The organism is Rhizobium sp. 18065 (assembly GCF_902706095.1).
Taxonomy (GTDB): Bacteria; Pseudomonadota; Alphaproteobacteria; order Rhizobiales; family Rhizobiaceae; genus Allorhizobium.
The window spans coordinates 79,412-96,482 of record NZ_CACSJP010000006.1; the positions used below are offsets into that span (position 1 = coordinate 79,412).

A 17,071-nucleotide genomic window follows, 5' to 3' on the forward strand; every position below is an offset into this window, starting at 1 on the left:
TTTTTATGGGATCGGCGGAATTCAGACAAAATAAAACCGGCGGACCCGAGAGTCCGCCGGAGCGATTGGATGCGTTCCGATCAGTTATTCGGAACAGCGTTGGGGTCTACCGGCGCCGGAGCAGCCGGAGTGGTTGCCGGTGCCTGGGTTGCAGGTGCTGCACCCGGAAGCTGGTCAAGAACGCTGCCGCCGCCCTGCGTCGTGCCGTTGCCCGTCGGGATCCGGTCGAGGATATCGGTCGGCTTTGCCTCGTAGCGGGCAAGAATGCCAAGCGCCAGGGAAATGACGAAGAACAGGGTCGCCAGGATTGCGGTGGTGCGGGTCAGCGCATTGGCCGTGCCGCGAGCGGACATGAAGCCCGAGCCGCCGCCGATGCCGAGACCTCCGCCTTCAGAACGCTGAATCAAGACGACGCCGATCAATGCGACGACGACCATGAGGTAGATAACAAGCAATACGGTCTGCATGGAATGTCCATCCTGCCCGAAAAGGCAAAATCAATAAGGTTGGCGGGTCTTTACATGAGAGATGCTGGCAAAGAAAGCCCCTTGCCCGCTTTTCCGGCCCGCTTTCAGGCGGTCAGCTCTTCATAGACCCGGTATATGGCGAGGAAGTCGCTTGCCTTCAAGCTCGCGCCGCCAATCAGCGCACCATCGACATTGGCGACGCCCATCAGTTCCTTGGCGTTCGACGGCTTAACCGAACCGCCGTAGAGCAAGCGCATGATCTTTCCTTCGGCGCCAAAGCGCTTGACCAGTTCGGCACGCAAGAAGGCGTGTGCTTCGGCAACGTCCGCCGTCGTCGGCGTCACGCCGGTGCCGATCGCCCAAACAGGCTCGTAAGCAATAACGGTGCGATCCGCCTTTGCGCCTTCAGGAACCGAGGCTGCCAGCTGGCGCTTGAGAATGTCGAGCGTCTGGCCGGCCTTGCGCTCATTGGCGGTTTCACCGATGCAGATGACTGCGGTCAGGTCTGCTGCATAGGCAGCTTCCGCCTTGGCGCGCACGAGATGATCTGTCTCGGCATGATCGGTGCGGCGCTCGGAGTGACCGACGATCACATGGGTACCGAAACAATCGGCAATCATCTCTGCTGCAATGTCGCCTGTGTGGGCGCCAGAGGCATTCTGATGGCAATCCTGGGCGCCGATCTGCAGGGCACTGTCGGTGCACAGCGCGGTTGCCACATAGAGCAGTGTGGCCGGAGGGCAAATGAGCGTCTCGACCTTTTGCGACAGCGGGCCTTGTACACCTTCTGCAATCGCCTTGATCTGGTCGAGCGAATCCCTCGTCCCGTTCATTTTCCAATTGCCTGCGACCAGCGGCCGAACATCTGGCGTCATATCTTTACCCACCTCTATTCATTCAAGCGGAACTAGCAAATTGCAGCTTCAAAAGAAAGATTGGCCTTCGCTTTTGGCCCGATTTTCGGGCTGTATGGTGAAAATGTGAACCAGAAATGCAAGAATTCACGGCAGACGGCAAAACATTAGAGAATTCAACTTTAGATCTTGCGCAAGACCAAGTCTTTGCGGCCCGTTATTCCGCCCTTTCGCGCGGCAAGATCCGCGCAAACAGGCCTGCTAAACGCCGATGCCGGGCCGGGTGAACAATGTCAGTGGACCGCCGGAGTGCGGTTACGCGCCTAACCTATCAGCCAGGACAGGATTGCGCGCCAGTCGCTCATGCGCACCGGCGTACCATGCGCGCCGGTCTCGAACAGGGTGAACCGCGTCGGGTAGCCGGATTTATGCAAACGGTCGTACAGTGCGACCTGATCGGCTGCTGCATAGACACTGTCGCGGCTTCCATGGGTGAACCAGATCGGCAATTTGCGCTTGGCCGCAGAGCTCTTGCCGAAATCGGGATCGGCCGCGCCGCCGAGGATCGCCATTCCGGACAGTTGCTCCACAGCCTTCGCATCGCGCGCGATGCCCCAGCAAATGAAGCTTCCCATCGAGGCACAGGCGAGCACGACCGGACGGCCACCGGAGGATACAGAGGCGTGGTCGATCAATGCTGCCACCGCAGACACACCGTTTTCGTCGAAACTGCGGATCGATGGCGCATAGTAAGTGCCGCCATTGGCAGCAGTGAGGTTCTTCAGCCGGTTGAAATTGCCGCCGAAGGTGATGTCGTTGTTGCCAAGCCGACGGTCACCGCCCCGCCCGTGGATGAAAATCACGGTAAAGCCCTGTCCGGTATCCTTGCCGATACGGGCAACATCCAGAGGGCCGCTCGGCAATTCAAGTGTCTGATTTTCCTGTACCCGTCGGACGGCCAGTGAAACGTATCTGTCCCTGACCCTGCGCTCGGGAATGCTGTCGCGACCGTTGATGTCGCGTAGCTCTTGATAGTCAACAATGGTAAAATCGCCGCCATCGCGGCTTTCCAGCACCGTCTGGTTGGAAAACAGGTCGTCCTTGAACGGTTTCAGCGGTTCCGCGGCGAATGCCGATGACAACAGAAACGGAAAGAGAACGCACGAAATCGCCGCAGTGCGGAAATGAGCTGTGGACATCTGCATCGAAGAGGAGCTTCCCTTTGGCTCGCGCCTTGCCATCGACAAGTCAGGCACGCAAAGCTTGACCGATTTCACCACGTACCGGCTGCCAAGCCCTTCGCGTATGCCCCGCTTTTCTGGCACATTCCCGGTGATTCGCAAGAGCGATCGGGCCAGCAGATGCGGCAGTTCGAAGCGAGCAGGTTGATCCGGCACAGCAAAGACAAAGTATCGAACGACGCCATGGACGACAACGATCTCTTTTCCGCCCTGCCAACGGCGCAGAAGGTTGAGGCCGATTCGGCCCCTGCCCCAACAGCTCCGGCACAGCCACGCCCAGTGGCGGCACAGGCCCCCCTATCAGCCACGCCCGCACCGCCAACGACGAGCGGCGGCGATGACTATGGCGCGTCCTCCATCCGGGTACTCGAAGGCCTCGAGCCTGTGCGCATGCGTCCGGGCATGTATATCGGCGGCACCGACGAGAAGGCGCTGCACCACCTGTTTGCCGAAGTCATCGACAATTCGATGGACGAAGCCGTAGCGGGTCATGCAAATTTCATCGACGTGCATCTCGATACCGAAGGCTTCCTGACGGTTACCGACAACGGTCGCGGTATCCCGGTCGAACTGCATCCGCAGGTTCCCGGCAAGTCGACGCTCGAAGTGATCATGACCAAGCTGCACGCTGGCGGCAAGTTCGACGGCAAGGCCTATGAGACCTCCGGTGGTCTGCACGGCGTCGGCGTTTCCGTGGTCAATGCGCTGTCGGACCTGCTCGAAGTCGAGGTCGCCCGCAATCGCAAGCTCTACCGCCAGCGCTTTTCGCGCGGCGTGCCGATCGGCGGACTGGAAGAACTTGGCGAAGTCCACAATCGGCGCGGTACCCGCGTGCGTTTCCATCCCGATCCACAAATCTTCGGTGACCATGCAAAATTCGATCCGGGCCGGATCTTCCGCATGGCACGCTCCAAGGCCTATCTGTTCGGCGGCGTCGAAATCCGCTGGTCCTGTGACCCCGGCATGGTGGCGGAAGGTGGCGACATTCCGGACAAGGCAGTCTTCCACTTCCCCGGCGGCCTGAAGGATTACCTTGCGGCAACGCTCGGCAAGGAATTCACCGTCACCCGCGAAATTTTTGCCGGCAAGACGGAAAAGACCGGCGGCCACGGTGCCATGGAATGGGCCGTCACCTGGTATGGTGGCGATCCGGCTCTGCATTCCTATTGCAATACGATCCCGACGCCCGAGGGCGGCACGCACGAAGCGGGTCTGCGCATCGCGCTGACCAAAGGCCTGAAGAACTACGCGGAACTGACCCAGAACAAGCGCGCCAAGGAAATCACCACCGACGACGTGATGATTTCTGCCGTCGGCATGCTGTCGGTATTCATCCGCGAGCCGGAATTCGTCGGCCAGACGAAAGACAAGCTGGCGACCGTCGAGGCCCAGCGCCTTGTCGAAAACGTGCTGCGCGACCCGTTCGACCACTATCTCGCCGACAATCCCAATGAGGCGGCCAAGCTGCTCGAATGGGTCATCGAGCGCTGCGAGGAGCGACTGCGCCGCCGCAAGGAGAAGGAAGTCAACCGCAAGACCGCCGTGCGCAAACTGCGCCTGCCGGGCAAGCTGGCCGACTGCGCACAGAACACCGCCGAAGGTGCTGAACTGTTCATCGTCGAGGGCGACTCGGCCGGTGGCTCTGCCAAGCAGGCGCGCAACCGAAAGAACCAGGCCATCCTGCCGCTGCGCGGCAAGATCCTGAACGTCGGTAGTGCCAGCCGTGAAAAGCTGATGGCAAACCAGCAGATCGCCGATCTGATCCAGGCGCTGGGCTGTGGAACGCGGACGAAATATCGCGAAGAAGACCTGCGCTATGAGCGCATTGTGGTGATGACGGATGCCGATGTCGACGGCGCGCATATCGCATCGCTGCTGATCACGTTCTTCTATCAGGAAATGCCGGAACTGATCCGTGGCAACCATCTCTATCTGGCCGTGCCGCCGCTCTATGTCATCCGCCAGGGTGCCAAGACCGTGTATGCCCGCGACGACGCACATCGCGCCGAACTGATGGAAACCACCTTCAAGGGCAAGAAGGTCGAAATCGGCCGTTTCAAAGGCCTCGGCGAAATGATGCCGGCGCAATTGAAAGAAACCACCATGGATCCGGCCAAGCGCACCCTGCTCAAGGTCGAGATCGACGATGTGGATTTCGAAGGCACGCGCGACGCGGTCGATGCCCTGATGGGCACCAAGCCGGAAGCCCGTTTCAGGTTCATCCAGGATCGTGCGGCGTTTGCCGAGAATCTGGATATCTGAAGATCGCGCATCATCCGAACACCGAGGCCCAGACGACCGGCACTATCCCGCGTCTGGCGGGTTTTCGCATCCGGTGACACAGCCGCGACATTTTCGAGCACTATGGTGGATTTGCGCTGGTGCGCGAGACACACTATGTGAAAGCAGCCAAGTGCGTCTTGCATGGCGTTGCCACAATCGCCCATAGTGTGAGACTGAAACAACCAGAAAGTGTGAACGTGCGTAAGAAAGAGGATCGCAAGCTGCAGGATGCGCCACGCTGGCTTGGGCCTGTGGCTCCGAGCAGAACGGCACTCGTTACGCCGATTTCGGCTGCACGCTGGCTTCTCGTGCTGATTGCGATCGCCGCCATCTATTTCTTCCACGGTTTTATCGTGCCGGTTCTGGCCTCACTGGTCATCGCCTTTGCCAGCTGGCCGGTCTACCGGAAGATTCTCAATCGTGTCGGCGGCAATACCACGATCGGCGCAACGATCGCGATCATTCTCATCCTCGCGTTCCTGATCGTGCCGATCGGCATTGCCGCCACCTATGCTGTCGGCGAATTGCGCGACTGGATCGGCTGGGCGCTCGAGGTCAACAAGCATGGGGCTCCGCCGCCGGAGTGGATCCTGGCACTGCCAGGTGTCGGCGAATGGCTGGCCGACCAGTGGATACATCGCATCGGCTCGCCCGGCGCGATCGGCGAACTGGTCCAGATCGTCAGTGGTGCCAATATCGGCAATATCTACCGGGCAGTGATTGCGCTCGGTGACGGTGCGTTCCATCTGCTTCTGACCATGCTGTTCATGCTGATCGCGCTGTTCTTCGTCTTCCGCGATGGAGCCTCCTTCACACGCCAGCTGGACCTGCTCGGCGAACGCATCCTACCAGCCCGTTGGGAACGCATCTCGCGCGTTGTGCCCGCGACGATCAGCTCGACCGTCACCGGCATGACGCTGATCGCGATCGGCGAAGGCATCGTGCTCGGCATTGCCTACTGGCTCGCCGGCGTGCCCTCACCCGTCACCCTCGGCGTGCTCACCGGCGTCATGGCTCTGATCCCCGGCGGAGCGCCGCTTTCCTTCACGCTGGTCAGCGTCTATCTGATGGCAAGCGGATCGCTGTTCGCCGGCATCGCCCTGTTTGTCTGGGGAACGGTCGAACTGTTCATCGTCGACAAGACGGTGCGGCCGAAGCTGGTCGGCGGGCCGATCAAACTGCCCTTCCTGCCGACGTTTTTCGGCCTGATCGGCGGCGTGAAGACGATGGGCTTTCTCGGATTGTTCATCGGCCCGGTCCTGATGGCTCTGATCGTCTCGATCTGGCGCGAATGGATGCGGGAGGTCGAGCTTTCCGACATACCGGATCCGATGGCGCTTGAGCCACAGCCGATGCCGAAGACCGCGGACGTGATCGTGACGAAGCAGACCACAGCAGTCTGACCCGGCTCAAACGGTCCAGCGAATACCGGACCGACCTTCCGTGATGGGCCGCAACGCTTTGGCGCCAGCGGCAAGCTTTCCCTCTATTCAGCCGCTTCGGCACCGAACTGCGCATGGTAAAGACGCGCGTAAGCGCCGGGTTGGCGCAGAAGCTCGTCATGCGTCCCGGTTTCAGCAATTCCGCTCTGATCGACCACGACAATACGTGCTGCGTCGCGAATGGTGGCAAGACGATGGGCGATCACCAGCGTGGTCCGGCCTTCGGACAGCTCCGACAGCGATTGCTGGATTGCCCGCTCTGTTTCGGTGTCGAGCGCCGAGGTCGCCTCGTCCAAGATCAGGATCGGCGGGTTCTTGAGGAACATGCGGGCAATGGCAAGACGCTGCTTCTGGCCACCGGACAGCTTGACGCCACGCTCGCCGATCACCGTATCAAGACCATCCGGCATGGTGGCGATCACGCCATCGAGCCTTGCCCGACGGGCCGCTTCCAGAATGTCGAAATCGGAGGCGTCCAGCCGGCCATAGGCGATGTTTTCACGCACGGTGCCGCCGAACAGGAATACGTCCTGCTGGACAATGCCGATCTGGCCACGCAGGGAGGCCAGGGAGAGCTTGCGGATGTCGATACCGTCCACGGTGATTGAACCACCGGAAACCTCGTAGAAACGCGGCAGAAGCGAACAGAGTGTGGTCTTGCCCGCACCCGAGGGGCCGACGAAAGCGACAGTCTCGCCTGCGTGGATCGACAGGTCGATGTCGCGTAGCACGGACTTGTCGGCAGAGTAACCGAAGGAAACCTTGTTGAAGGCGATATCGCCCTTCAGCGCCGGTGCCTCGATCGCGTCCGGCGCATCCTCGATATCCGGCTCGGTTTCCATCAGTTCCGTGAAGCGGCGGAAGCCGGCAATGCCCTTGGGATAGGTTTCAATCACCGAATTGATCTTTTCGACCGGGCGGAAGAAGACGCCGACCAGCAGCAGGAAGCTGACGAAGCCGCCATTGGTCAGTTCACCCCAGAGCACCAGATAGGCCCCGACGATCATCACGATCATCTGGATCAGCCGCATGCTCATGTAGGACATCGAGGTGCTGGCCGCCATGATCCGGTAGGCTTCGAGCTTGGTGGTGCGGTAGTTTTGGTTGTCGCGTTCGAACAGTGCGCGCTCATGGGCCTCGTTGGCAAAGGCCTGCACGACGCGGATACCGCCGACATTCTCTTCGATGCGGGCGTTGAAATCGCCGACACGGCCGAAGAGCGAGCGGAAATTGTCGGTCATGCGGCGGCCGAAGCGGCTGGTGACAAAGGCGGTCAAAGGTACGACAACGGCGGTCAGCAGTGCCAGCTGCACATTGATCGACAGCATCAGCGCGAAGGCGCCAAGGAATGTCATCACCGCGATGAACAGGTCTTCCGGGCCGTGATGGGCCACCTCGCCGATCTCTTCCAGGTCCTTGGTCAGGCGCCCGACGAGATGACCGGTCTTCTGGTTGTCGAAATAGCGGAACGACAGCTTCTGAATGTGGCTGAAGGCGAGCCGGCGCATGTCGGTCTCTATATTGATGCCGAGCATGTGGCCCCAATAGGTGACGACCGCCATGAGGCCGGTATTGATCACGTAAATCACAAGCAGGCCGATCGACGCGGCCAGAATGACACCCCATTGCGCACTCGGCAGCAGGATATCGACAAACAGCTTCACCGCCATCGGAAAACCAAGCTCCAGCAGGCCGGAGATGATCGCGCAACCGAAGTCGATCAGGAACAGGCCCCGATACGGGCGGTAAAAGGCGAAGAATTTCTGGAGCATGATCGTCCAATGCAACTGTAAAGACACAAGCGACCGCGCACGGCCAAAACCTATGCGCTGATCTCATATTTTCATGACACGGCCAAGTGCGCTTGCATGCAAACACCGGGATTTTACCAAGAACCGGATTTGACAGCGCCAGATTTGCACCAGAACAGCAATATTGGCCACATGCGGCACCCGCTCGCTGGGCCGGTCGTATTCAGAGCCGCTTTTCCATGAACAGGCTGAGCGGATCCTGCTCGTAGTCGTCAAAAGGTGCAATATCCACATAGCCAAGCCTGCGATAAAGCGCGATCGCTTCCGGTTGATGAATACCGGTTTCAAGCCGAATCGCGGATAGATTCGACTGCCGCGCTGCCTGCTCGACAGCCTGCATCAAACACTTGCCGAGCGATTGACCGCGCGCCTGTGCAGCGACGAACAGCCGCTTGATCTCGCCGGTGCCGTCGGGCTTGCGAACCAAGGCGCAACAGCCTGCAATCTCTCCGTCCCAGCGCGCGACGAAGAAGGATACCCCCGGTTTGTCGAGGCTATCGAGGTCGGGCGCATGATTGCTGTCGGCCGGGTAGAGCGTCGCCATGTAAGAATCCGACAATTCCAGCAACCGGGCGATGTCGGGTTGGCGAACAGGCTCGCATGCGACTTTGACAGTCATAAAATGCTTCTCCCGCTGGCTTGCAATTTTCTGTCTTGCTTTGGCTGCAATCGTCTTGTTTCGTCAAGCCTGCATTCCAACCGACACTGCCGCGCAAGGAGCCATTCCGCAATGAAGACAGCTTTGATCCTGATGACGATCCTGGGCTGCGACGACAGTGTCAACGAATGCGAATATGTGGAGACCCCACCGGAGCGTTTCGTTTCAATCTCGCTCTGCGATGCGGCGGCCGAAACCGTGCTGGAGCGCTATTCCAACATCAGCTACCCGACAGCGGTTGCCGTGTGCCAGGAACCGCATCCGGACGGCATTCCTGTCGCCATGCCTGCTCCATCCGTCGAAGCAACGGCTCCGGACGTTGAACCGCCAGAGGCTGAAAAGAAGACACTTGCTGCGCGCGCTATGGACACGATCCGCGAAGTGCTGCCGGGCACGGCGCAAATCAAGATGATTTTCGAGACACCCATTCATGTCGTTTCCGACAGCTACTCCTGGGTGGCGAAGAAGATTGTTCGATAGCGGGTCAGGCCGCAGCCAGCGCAATGCCTGAGGCGTAGTCACGAGCGAGGCGACGCTCCTCGGCGATTGCCAGACGCTCCACCACATCGAGAAGTGCTCTTGCCGCATCGCTGAGATTTGCTTCATTGCGATAGCGGCGGATCAACCTGTCGGCGATGTGATCAAGATCGAGCCCATGGGTCGATTGGATGAGATCACGCCATTGCATTATGGCATCGACGAACAGTGCGCTCAGATCGCGGCCGAGGCCTGCTGCTTCCAGCAAGGCACGAACCGCATGAAAACGGCCCGTCGCCAGAATGGAGCGCACCCGGCGCTCTTCCAGGCCTGAAATCGAGACGATCGCCGAGGCAAAGAAATCGGTACGGCCGGCGCAGAGCGCATGCATGAGAAAGGCCGGTGTCAGGCGACCTGCCTCGCGCAACTGCTCGACAAGCGGCCCCAGTTCATCGCCGAGAACCGTGCCGACGATCGCCATGGTCGCCGTATCGCTGGCTTCACGCGCCACCCGCTCGATGCGGCGCATTCCAACAGCGCCACGGACGAGATCCGAGCCTGCCAGGGCTTCAGCGACAAACTGGACCAGCAGCTGTCGAACACCGGCAGGAAGGTCTTCGCGCTCTAGCAGAAGCGCACGGATATGTTCGTTGCGGCCGTGACGCTCGGCAATGCGGCGCAGGGTGAAACGGGTAAAACAGACGCCGGAATTTTCCAGCAAAACCTCAAGTTCGGCCGCATCGCCGATCTCGGCAAGGGCTGCAGCTACGCCGACACTGACGGTCTGGCGCGCGGCTACCAGCGCGCGGGTCTCCACCGTGCCACGCCCGGCGATATCGACGAGATCGGCATCGGCCAGCACCGGCGAGAGGAGAATGACGGCAGAGGCAATCTCTGGCTGATCCTCGGCCAGGGAGATCATGATCGCGCGAGGTGCATTGGGCTCGCAAGCCAGAACCTCGGCCAGCGCCAGACGAACCTGTGGCGACGGATCGTCGAGAAGGTAAGTCATGGCCGCCTGGGCTGCCTGCCGCTCGCCGGGAGTGATTGCTGTGCGCAGATAGGCTCTCGCCAGCGTATTGGCTGCTCGGGCTCGATCCTGAGTCCTTGCCGTTTCAACCCAACGCAGAAAAGTTGCCACGATCACTGTCAAACCCACTCGCTACGAGAAATGCCATAGGCCCGAAGACCTTGATTTCGACGCTAGCGACAAAGTCTTTATGAATTGTTCACCACGTTCGTTAACCGGCTGCATCTGTCGAATTTTGCGCCCTGACGGCTGGATCAGATGAAATCACGGCGGACAACGAGACCAAGGAGCACGCCGCAAGGCCGCCGTCAGCTGGCGATTTTCGATTCGGATGCGGACTGGCGATCAGCCAGCTGTGGGAAGTTTCGGCCTGCCAAGCTCAAAAATGGGACCAATCCCGGCGTAGTCCATATAACCAAGACGCATGATCGGCTGGGCGAGCGCCAGGTCGAAACGACCTTCACGGATCACGCTTTCATCGATGTGAATGCCGACGACCTGGCCAAACACTGCATGACTGTCGGTGTCGGCGCCGTTCATGTCCTTCAATGTCGTGATCGTCGTTACCCGACATTCGAGAGCGGCGACAGCTTCGGCAACGTAAGGCGCATCGACGACGCGGCCATCGACCGGTGTCAGACCGGCAATCGCGAATTCGTCAGTGCCATAAGGTACTGCCACCGAAGAGGCGTTCATCGCACCGATCAAAGGGCCAGAGACGAAGTTTGCTGTAAACACGCCGGTCTCCTCGACATTTCGCAGCGAATCCTTGCGTCCGCTCGACGAGAACATGACGATCTTCGGTCGGTCACTGACGGCATTGAAGAAGGAGTAGGGCGATAGATTGCGGCTGCCGTCCCTGCCCCTGGAGCCGATCCAGCCAATCGGACGCGGCGCCACGATCGCCTTGAAGGGATCGTGGGCCATGCCGTGGGCGTTGCTTTGCGTGTCGTAGAACATCAATCGTCACCGCCCTGCCAGGTCACGACATCGGCAAGTGCCGGACGCGGACGCTCGATGATCGGAAAGGTCGTCGAGCCGATATGAATGAAGCCGGCTACCTTCTCACCCGGATTAACGCCCAGCAAAGGATAGGCCTGCTGATCGAAGGCGAACCATTCGCTCAGCCAATTTGAGACGTATCCATGTGCATTGGCAGCCATCAGCAGATTGAGGCATACGGCACCGGCCGACATGATCTGCTCCCATTCCGGGATCTTGAAATGGGGAGCCGCTGTCGAGATCACGGCGATGACGACCGGCGCACGGGTAAACCGGTTGCGCTCGACCTCGATCATTTCGGCCGACAGGTCGGGATTTTTTGTGATGGCCATGGCCAGAAGCTCCTCGCCAAGGCGAGCCCGCTCTGCGCCGCGATAGACCACAAAGCGCCAAGGCGCGATCTTGCCATGGTCCGGTACGCGTACTGCCAAAGTCAGAATCGCTTCGATCTCTTCGCGATTCGGACCGGGCTCACACATCTGAAAAGCAGGGACAGAGCGACGGACGCTCAAATAATCCACTAATTTGATATCATTTTTCATCTTGAAACACCTTAGAAAGCCTTCGGGTGGCAGACTTGTCTTGAAATTGCCACCACGTTCGGATTGAACTTGCTGGCATTGGACAGGAAGTCAACCAACAGTGCATCGCATGACAGGCCATCGAAATGTGACCCGGCTCGCTCTCGGGTTTTGCGCGACCCTCGTGGTCGCGGGAACAAGTTATGGTCAGGAAGCCTTCGAGACCTTCAAGCAACTCAACGGCTCGACCAAAATGCCGAAGCTCAAAGCGTTCTCGGCACCAGATGCCACAGCGCTCGCACCGGTGATCCAGAGCCGCAGCGTCAAGCTTGAAGCCAAGCTGACCAATGACGGCGACCCGATGCAGCATGGCCTGTCCTGGCGCGTCTTCAGCCCTATTCCCGGCCCGGACGGAAAACTGCCGCTTCTGGCCAGTGCCGAAGGCGGTTCTGCCGATTTCCAGCTCGCCCCGGGAGACTACTTCGTCAATGTTTCGTTTGGACGCGCCGGCGCGACCAAGAAACTCTCGATCCCGAACCAGGGCGATGTCGCGGATCAGGTCATGGTCCTGGATGCGGGTGGTCTGCTGCTCAGCGCGATATCCGGGCCGGACACGCAGATCCCGGACAAGGACCTCAGCTTTGACATCTACTCGACCGAGATGAAGGAGGATGGCGAGCGAGGCCTGGTTCTGGCCGACGTGAAGCCGAACACGATCATCAGGCTCAATGCCGGGACCTATCACGTGGTATCGGAATATGGGACGATCAATGCAGCGGTGCGCGCCGATATCAAGGTCGAAGCCGGAAAACTGACCGAAGCGACGATCCAGCACCGCGCATCCCAGATCGGCTTCAAGCTGGTCTCGGACGAAGGCGGCGAGGCAATCGCCGACACGGCCTGGTCTGTCCTGACATCCGGTGGCGACGTCGTTGCCGAAAGCGTCAGTGCATTTCCGTTCATGGTCCTGTCGGAAGGCGACTATACCGCCATCGCGCGCAACAAGGACAAGATCTACCAGCGGGATTTCAAGGTCGTGGCAGGACGCAACAGCGATGTCGAACTGCAGCTGACCAAATAGGCTTCAGCCCGCCTTGCGGAATGCCCGGCGCGGCGGTGGCGCCATGCTGAACACGGCACCAAAGAGCTTCGACAGAAGATCCTTGCGATCCTGCAAGGCGCTCAATTCGTCCCATGTCATCATCTGGCCGACACGCGCACGGATGGTCGAGCCGGAGAGCCGGCGAAATTCGCGAATGAGCAGCGAGACGCGCAGGGTCAACGAGAGCTTGCTGGCCAGGTGGAAAAGTCGGCCATTCTGGCCTTCGAAAAACACCGGAACGACGTTCGCCTTGGCTGCCTGGATGAGTTTGGCGGGAAAGATCTTCCACGGCAGGTCTTCGGCTCGGCCAAAACCCTTTTTTGCGGTTGCGACGCCACCAGCGGGGAAAATCACCACGGTGACGCCTTCCTTCAACAGCCGCACCGCTTCATGGCGGGTCCGCATGTTGATCGCCAGCGCATCCTTGGTCTCCTCGAACGACACCGGTAGTGAATACGGCGCCAGTTCCGGAACCTTGAGAAGCTCGTTATTGATGAGGACGCGAAACGGACGGCCTAGTTGCTCGGCAAGCGCCAGCACAGCAATGCCATCGCCGATGCCGAACGGATGGTTGGCGACGATCACGATCGGGCCATCCGGTATCCTGGCAGGTGGCCATTCGCCCTGCACTTGCAGGTCGACATTGATCAGATCGAGCATCTTGCCGAAGACACGCTCGGTCTTGCCGACAATGTCATGGCGCCAGATGTCATAGAGGCGGGTATATCGGTCGCGTCCGGAAAGGCCTTCGATGGACCGGATGAACCATCGCTTCAGGCGCGGATCGCGTTCGTTGGCATAGGAGAGTTCTTTGAACTGCACTGGCCACCTCAATCGACCGTCGGACTATCTTGCCAATTGCATTATCGCATTTCGATGACACATTTCTGACAGGGCCGGACACGTCCCGGCCCTGTCAGCGGTTCTTTTGCCGCCTATTGTCGTGTCAGCGGGCTGCCCGGGCCGCGAGCTTGCGCTTGACGTCCGGCGGGGTCGCCTCACCGGCCAACACGGCAACAGCTTCGGCCAAGTTCATCGACACCTGCTCCTGCGAGCCGAGACGACGGATATTGACCGTCTGCTCTTCCGCTTCGCGCTTGCCGCAGACGATGATCACCGGAACCTTGGTCACCGAATGCTCGCGGACCTTGTAGTTGATCTTCTCGTTGCGGAAATCGGTCTCGACCTGCAGACCGGCATCGCGCAGTTGCTCGGCGACTTCACGACCATAGTCGTCGGCATCCGAGGTGATGGTGGCAACGACGACCTGCAGCGGCGCAAACCACAGCGGCATGTGGCCGGCGAAGTTTTCGATCAGAATGCCGAGAAAACGCTCCATCGAACCGCAGATGGCACGGTGGATCATCACCGGCTGCTTCTTTTCCGATGCCTGGTCGATGTAGAAGGCGCCGAAGCGTTCCGGCAGATTGAAGTCCACCTGCGTCGTGCCGCACTGCCATTCGCGTCCGATTGCGTCCCGCAGGGTATATTCGAACTTAGGACCGTAGAACGCGCCCTCGCCCGGCATGATGCCGGTCTTGATACGGCCACCCGACTGTTCCTCGATAGTCTTCAGAACATCCAGCATGACGCTTTCGGCGCGATCCCAGAGGTCGTCGGAACCGACGCGTTTCTCCGGACGGGTCGAAAGCTTCACGACGATCTCGCTGAAGCCGAAGTCCTCGTAGACCGAGAGAATCAGGTCGTTGATGCGCAGGCATTCGGCTGCCATCTGCTCTTCCGTGCAGAAGACATGGGCGTCGTCCTGCGTGAAGCCGCGCACACGCATCAGGCCATGCAGCGCGCCGGATGCCTCGTAGCGATGGACCGTACCGAACTCGGCGAGCCGAACGGGCAATTCCCGGTAAGACCTCAGCCCGTGCTTGAAGATCTGCACGTGGCCAGGGCAGTTCATCGGCTTGAGCGCGAAAATCTTCTGGTCCGCTTCCTTGTCATCCGGATGGGTGAAGGCATGCGCCGATTTCACCGCGAACATGTTCTCCTGGTACCAGCCCCAGTGACCGGACGTTTCCCAAAGCGACTTATCGAGAACCAACGGTGCGTTGACTTCCTCGTAGGAGCCATTCAGGCGGCGGCGCATGTAGGCGGTGAGGGTCTGGAACATGCGCCAGCCCTTGCCATGCCAAAAGACGACGCCCGGACCCTCTTCCTGGAAATGGAAAAGATCCATCTCGCGGCCAAGCTTACGGTGGTCGCGCTTTTCCGCTTCCGCAAGAATGTGCAGATAGTTGTCGAGTTGCTCCTGCTCGGCAAAGGCCGTGCCGTAGATGCGAGTCAGCATGGGGTTGTTGCTGTCGCCGCGCCAATAGGCGCCGGCGACCTTCATCAGCTTGAACGCCATGCCGATCTGGCCCGTGGAGGCCATGTGCGGACCACGGCACAGGTCGAACCAGTCGCCCTGATAGTAAATCTTCAGATCCTGGTCTGCCGGGATCGCATCAACCAGTTCGACCTTGTAGGCCTCGCCCTTGGCCGCGAAAACTTCCCGGGCCTTGTTGCGCGGCCAGATTTCCTTGGTGAACGGCTTGTTGCGCTGGATGATCTCCTTCATCCGCTTTTCGATCTTGGGCAGATCTTCCGGCGTGAAGGGCTCATTCTTGGCAAAGTCGTAATAGAAGCCGTTCTCGATGACCGGGCCGATGGTCACCTGGGTGCCGGGCCAAAGCTCCTGCACGGCTTCGGCCATGACGTGAGCCGCATCGTGACGGATGAGTTCCAAAGCGCGGGCGTCGGTGCGGGTGACGATTTCGATCAGGCCGTCGACGACGGGATCGGACAGGTCGCGCAAAGTGCCGTCCAGCGCAATCGCGACAGCCTTCTTTGCAAGCGACTTGGAAATGGCTTCGGCGACCTCGCGACCGGTCGTGCCTGCGGCATACTCACGGACGGAACCATCGGGGAACTTCAGGGAAACGGTATCAGACATGGTAGTCTCCTTATCCAGTCCCGCCAACGAATGCGGGTGGTGAAAGTTGCCGGGTGATTTGCCCGGCCATTGAACGCCGGCTTGATAAGCCGAAAGGCGCTTTGAGTAAAGGAATTTGCTGGCGTCTCCAGGCGGCTCAGTCGTGGCTCTGGCGGCCGATTTGCCAATAGGTCCAGGGCGCATACCAGCGGATGGAAAGCGGCATTGCTTCCGGCACGGGGTCTACACCCCAGGTACCACCTGGGCCACAACGGGAAACGCGAAACAGCGTCATCCAGCCGCCGCCCCACAGGCCGTGACGGGCGACAGCTTCATAGCCATATTCCGAACAGGTCGGCATGTGGCGACAGGAACTGCCGATCAGGCTGGAAAGGCTGAGCTGGTAGAGCCTGATCATCGCCATGCCGAAAATGCGGCCGGGTGTCTTGCGGAAAGGGCCGGACCAGTTGCGGCCTTTCGACAAAGACCGCGACGGCGGGTGCTGGCCACAATCAGACCCGTCACACATGATCAGCTGGCCTGAGCCGGCATGGCAGCATGCTCGATCTGATCGAGACAGTCGACCACTGCGTCGAAGGTCAGCATGGTCGAGGCATGGCGCGCCTTGTAGTCGCGAACGGGCTTGAGGAATCGCATGTCTTCAAAGCGTCCGCTCGGCCCCTCGCCGCCCTCTTTGAGCATTGCCAGCATATCGACGCGGGCCTGGCGTATCTCCGCCGGTGTCGCACCGATGACATGCCTTGCCATGATCCCGGACGAGGCCTGGCCGAGCGCGCAGGCCTTCACCTCATGGGAGAATTCACTGACCATGTCGTTGTCGACCGACAGATGCACGCGCACCCGCGATCCGCAAAGCTTCGAGTGTTTCTCCGCCGTTGCCTGCGCATCGGGCAGAATGCCGACATGGCTGATATTGCCGGCAAATTCGAGGATTTTGGTGTTGTAGATGTCGTCCATTGTCGATCCGTGCAGCCCGTAGATGTCATATATTGCGCGGTGTGGATGCTGCCAGGCTGTCAGCACCTTTGCCACAGTCCGTCGCAATCCATTCCCTTTTCAGGGCCTTTGGTGAAACTATATTGCATGTGTGTCGCTGCGCCAAATGTTACAAGAGTGCTGGCCGCAGATGATGTGTCGCAGATGTTAATTGGCAGAACGGACTTGCAATATGAACCGCATTGCGCATTTACAGTCTGAAAAAGCGAAACAGGCGGTCCGCGACAGTCAGGACCGGGA

Annotated in this window: 16 protein-coding genes; 4 read left to right on the top strand and 12 right to left on the bottom strand. The window is 59.8% G+C overall.

Annotated features, from left to right (window positions below; translation table 11 throughout):
• Positions 1-80: 80 nt before the first annotated feature.
• The 3 genes from secG to GVK95_RS15360 all read right to left on the bottom strand — a co-directional run bounded on the left by secG (position 81) and on the right by GVK95_RS15360 (position 2,520).
• Positions 81-467 (bottom strand): preprotein translocase subunit SecG, encoded by a 387-nt coding sequence (gene secG / locus GVK95_RS15350; RefSeq protein ID WP_159951161.1) that lies wholly within the window; start codon positions 465-467, stop codon positions 81-83.
• A gap of 104 nt (positions 468-571) precedes the next feature.
• On the bottom strand, positions 572-1,342 hold the full coding sequence (gene tpiA, locus GVK95_RS15355; RefSeq protein WP_159951163.1) for a triose-phosphate isomerase: 771 nt from the start codon (positions 1,340-1,342) through the stop codon (positions 572-574).
• A 302-nt stretch (positions 1,343-1,644) separates the two neighbouring features.
• On the bottom strand, positions 1,645-2,520 hold the full coding sequence (locus GVK95_RS15360; RefSeq protein ID WP_159951570.1) for an alpha/beta hydrolase: 876 nt from the start codon (positions 2,518-2,520) through the stop codon (positions 1,645-1,647).
• Positions 2,521-2,745: 225 nt separating this feature from the next.
• Between GVK95_RS15360 and parE the strand changes: the two genes are divergently transcribed.
• Positions 2,746-4,824, top strand: a complete 2,079-nt coding sequence (gene parE / locus GVK95_RS15365) for a DNA topoisomerase IV subunit B (RefSeq protein WP_159951165.1) — start codon at positions 2,746-2,748, stop codon at positions 4,822-4,824.
• A gap of 218 nt (positions 4,825-5,042) precedes the next feature.
• The gene (locus GVK95_RS15370) at positions 5,043-6,248 is read left to right on the top strand and encodes an AI-2E family transporter (protein ID WP_159951167.1); all 1,206 of its coding nucleotides are present in this window, start codon (positions 5,043-5,045) and stop codon (positions 6,246-6,248) included.
• An 83-nt stretch (positions 6,249-6,331) separates the two neighbouring features.
• Here GVK95_RS15370 and GVK95_RS15375 read toward each other — a convergent pair whose 3' ends face one another.
• Both GVK95_RS15375 and GVK95_RS15380 read right to left on the bottom strand, forming a co-directional pair.
• On the bottom strand, positions 6,332-8,059 hold the full coding sequence (locus GVK95_RS15375) for an ABC transporter ATP-binding protein (protein WP_159951169.1): 1,728 nt from the start codon (positions 8,057-8,059) through the stop codon (positions 6,332-6,334).
• A 202-nt stretch (positions 8,060-8,261) separates the two neighbouring features.
• Complete coding sequence (locus GVK95_RS15380) at positions 8,262-8,717, bottom strand: GNAT family N-acetyltransferase (RefSeq protein WP_159951171.1); 456 nt, start codon at positions 8,715-8,717, stop codon at positions 8,262-8,264.
• Positions 8,718-8,828: 111 nt separating this feature from the next.
• Between GVK95_RS15380 and GVK95_RS15385 the strand changes: the two genes are divergently transcribed.
• The gene (locus GVK95_RS15385) at positions 8,829-9,236 is read left to right on the top strand and encodes a hypothetical protein (RefSeq protein ID WP_159951173.1); all 408 of its coding nucleotides are present in this window, start codon (positions 8,829-8,831) and stop codon (positions 9,234-9,236) included.
• Positions 9,237-9,240: 4 nt separating this feature from the next.
• Here GVK95_RS15385 and GVK95_RS15390 read toward each other — a convergent pair whose 3' ends face one another.
• The 3 genes from GVK95_RS15390 to GVK95_RS15400 form a co-directional block, all read right to left on the bottom strand.
• On the bottom strand, positions 9,241-10,380 hold the full coding sequence (locus GVK95_RS15390) for a DUF2336 domain-containing protein (protein WP_159951175.1): 1,140 nt from the start codon (positions 10,378-10,380) through the stop codon (positions 9,241-9,243).
• Positions 10,381-10,608: 228 nt separating this feature from the next.
• Positions 10,609-11,223: a flavin reductase family protein gene (locus GVK95_RS15395; protein WP_159951177.1), complete on the bottom strand. Its 615-nt coding sequence runs from the start codon at positions 11,221-11,223 to the stop codon at positions 10,609-10,611.
• The gene (locus tag GVK95_RS15400) at positions 11,223-11,807 is read right to left on the bottom strand and encodes a nitroreductase (protein ID WP_159951179.1); all 585 of its coding nucleotides are present in this window, start codon (positions 11,805-11,807) and stop codon (positions 11,223-11,225) included. Before GVK95_RS15400 ends, GVK95_RS15395 begins: the two co-directional genes overlap by 1 nt.
• A gap of 109 nt (positions 11,808-11,916) precedes the next feature.
• Here GVK95_RS15400 and GVK95_RS15405 point away from each other — a divergent pair, with 109 nt between their 5' ends.
• Positions 11,917-12,867, top strand: coding sequence for a hypothetical protein (locus GVK95_RS15405; RefSeq protein WP_200844300.1), 951 nt, complete (start codon positions 11,917-11,919; stop codon positions 12,865-12,867).
• A 3-nt stretch (positions 12,868-12,870) separates the two neighbouring features.
• Here the strand turns inward: GVK95_RS15405 and GVK95_RS15410 are convergent, their stop codons facing one another.
• The 4 genes from GVK95_RS15410 to GVK95_RS15425 form a co-directional block, all read right to left on the bottom strand.
• The gene (locus GVK95_RS15410; RefSeq protein ID WP_159951181.1) at positions 12,871-13,710 is read right to left on the bottom strand and encodes a lysophospholipid acyltransferase family protein; all 840 of its coding nucleotides are present in this window, start codon (positions 13,708-13,710) and stop codon (positions 12,871-12,873) included.
• Between the two features lie 124 nt (positions 13,711-13,834).
• Positions 13,835-15,835, bottom strand: a complete 2,001-nt coding sequence (gene thrS / locus GVK95_RS15415; RefSeq protein ID WP_159951183.1) for a threonine--tRNA ligase — start codon at positions 15,833-15,835, stop codon at positions 13,835-13,837.
• Between the two features lie 136 nt (positions 15,836-15,971).
• Positions 15,972-16,343: a membrane protein insertion efficiency factor YidD gene (yidD, locus tag GVK95_RS15420; RefSeq protein WP_159951185.1), complete on the bottom strand. Its 372-nt coding sequence runs from the start codon at positions 16,341-16,343 to the stop codon at positions 15,972-15,974.
• 2 nt (positions 16,344-16,345) lie between these two features.
• The gene (locus GVK95_RS15425) at positions 16,346-16,792 is read right to left on the bottom strand and encodes an iron-sulfur cluster assembly scaffold protein (protein WP_159951187.1); all 447 of its coding nucleotides are present in this window, start codon (positions 16,790-16,792) and stop codon (positions 16,346-16,348) included.
• Positions 16,793-17,071 lie beyond the last annotated feature (279 nt).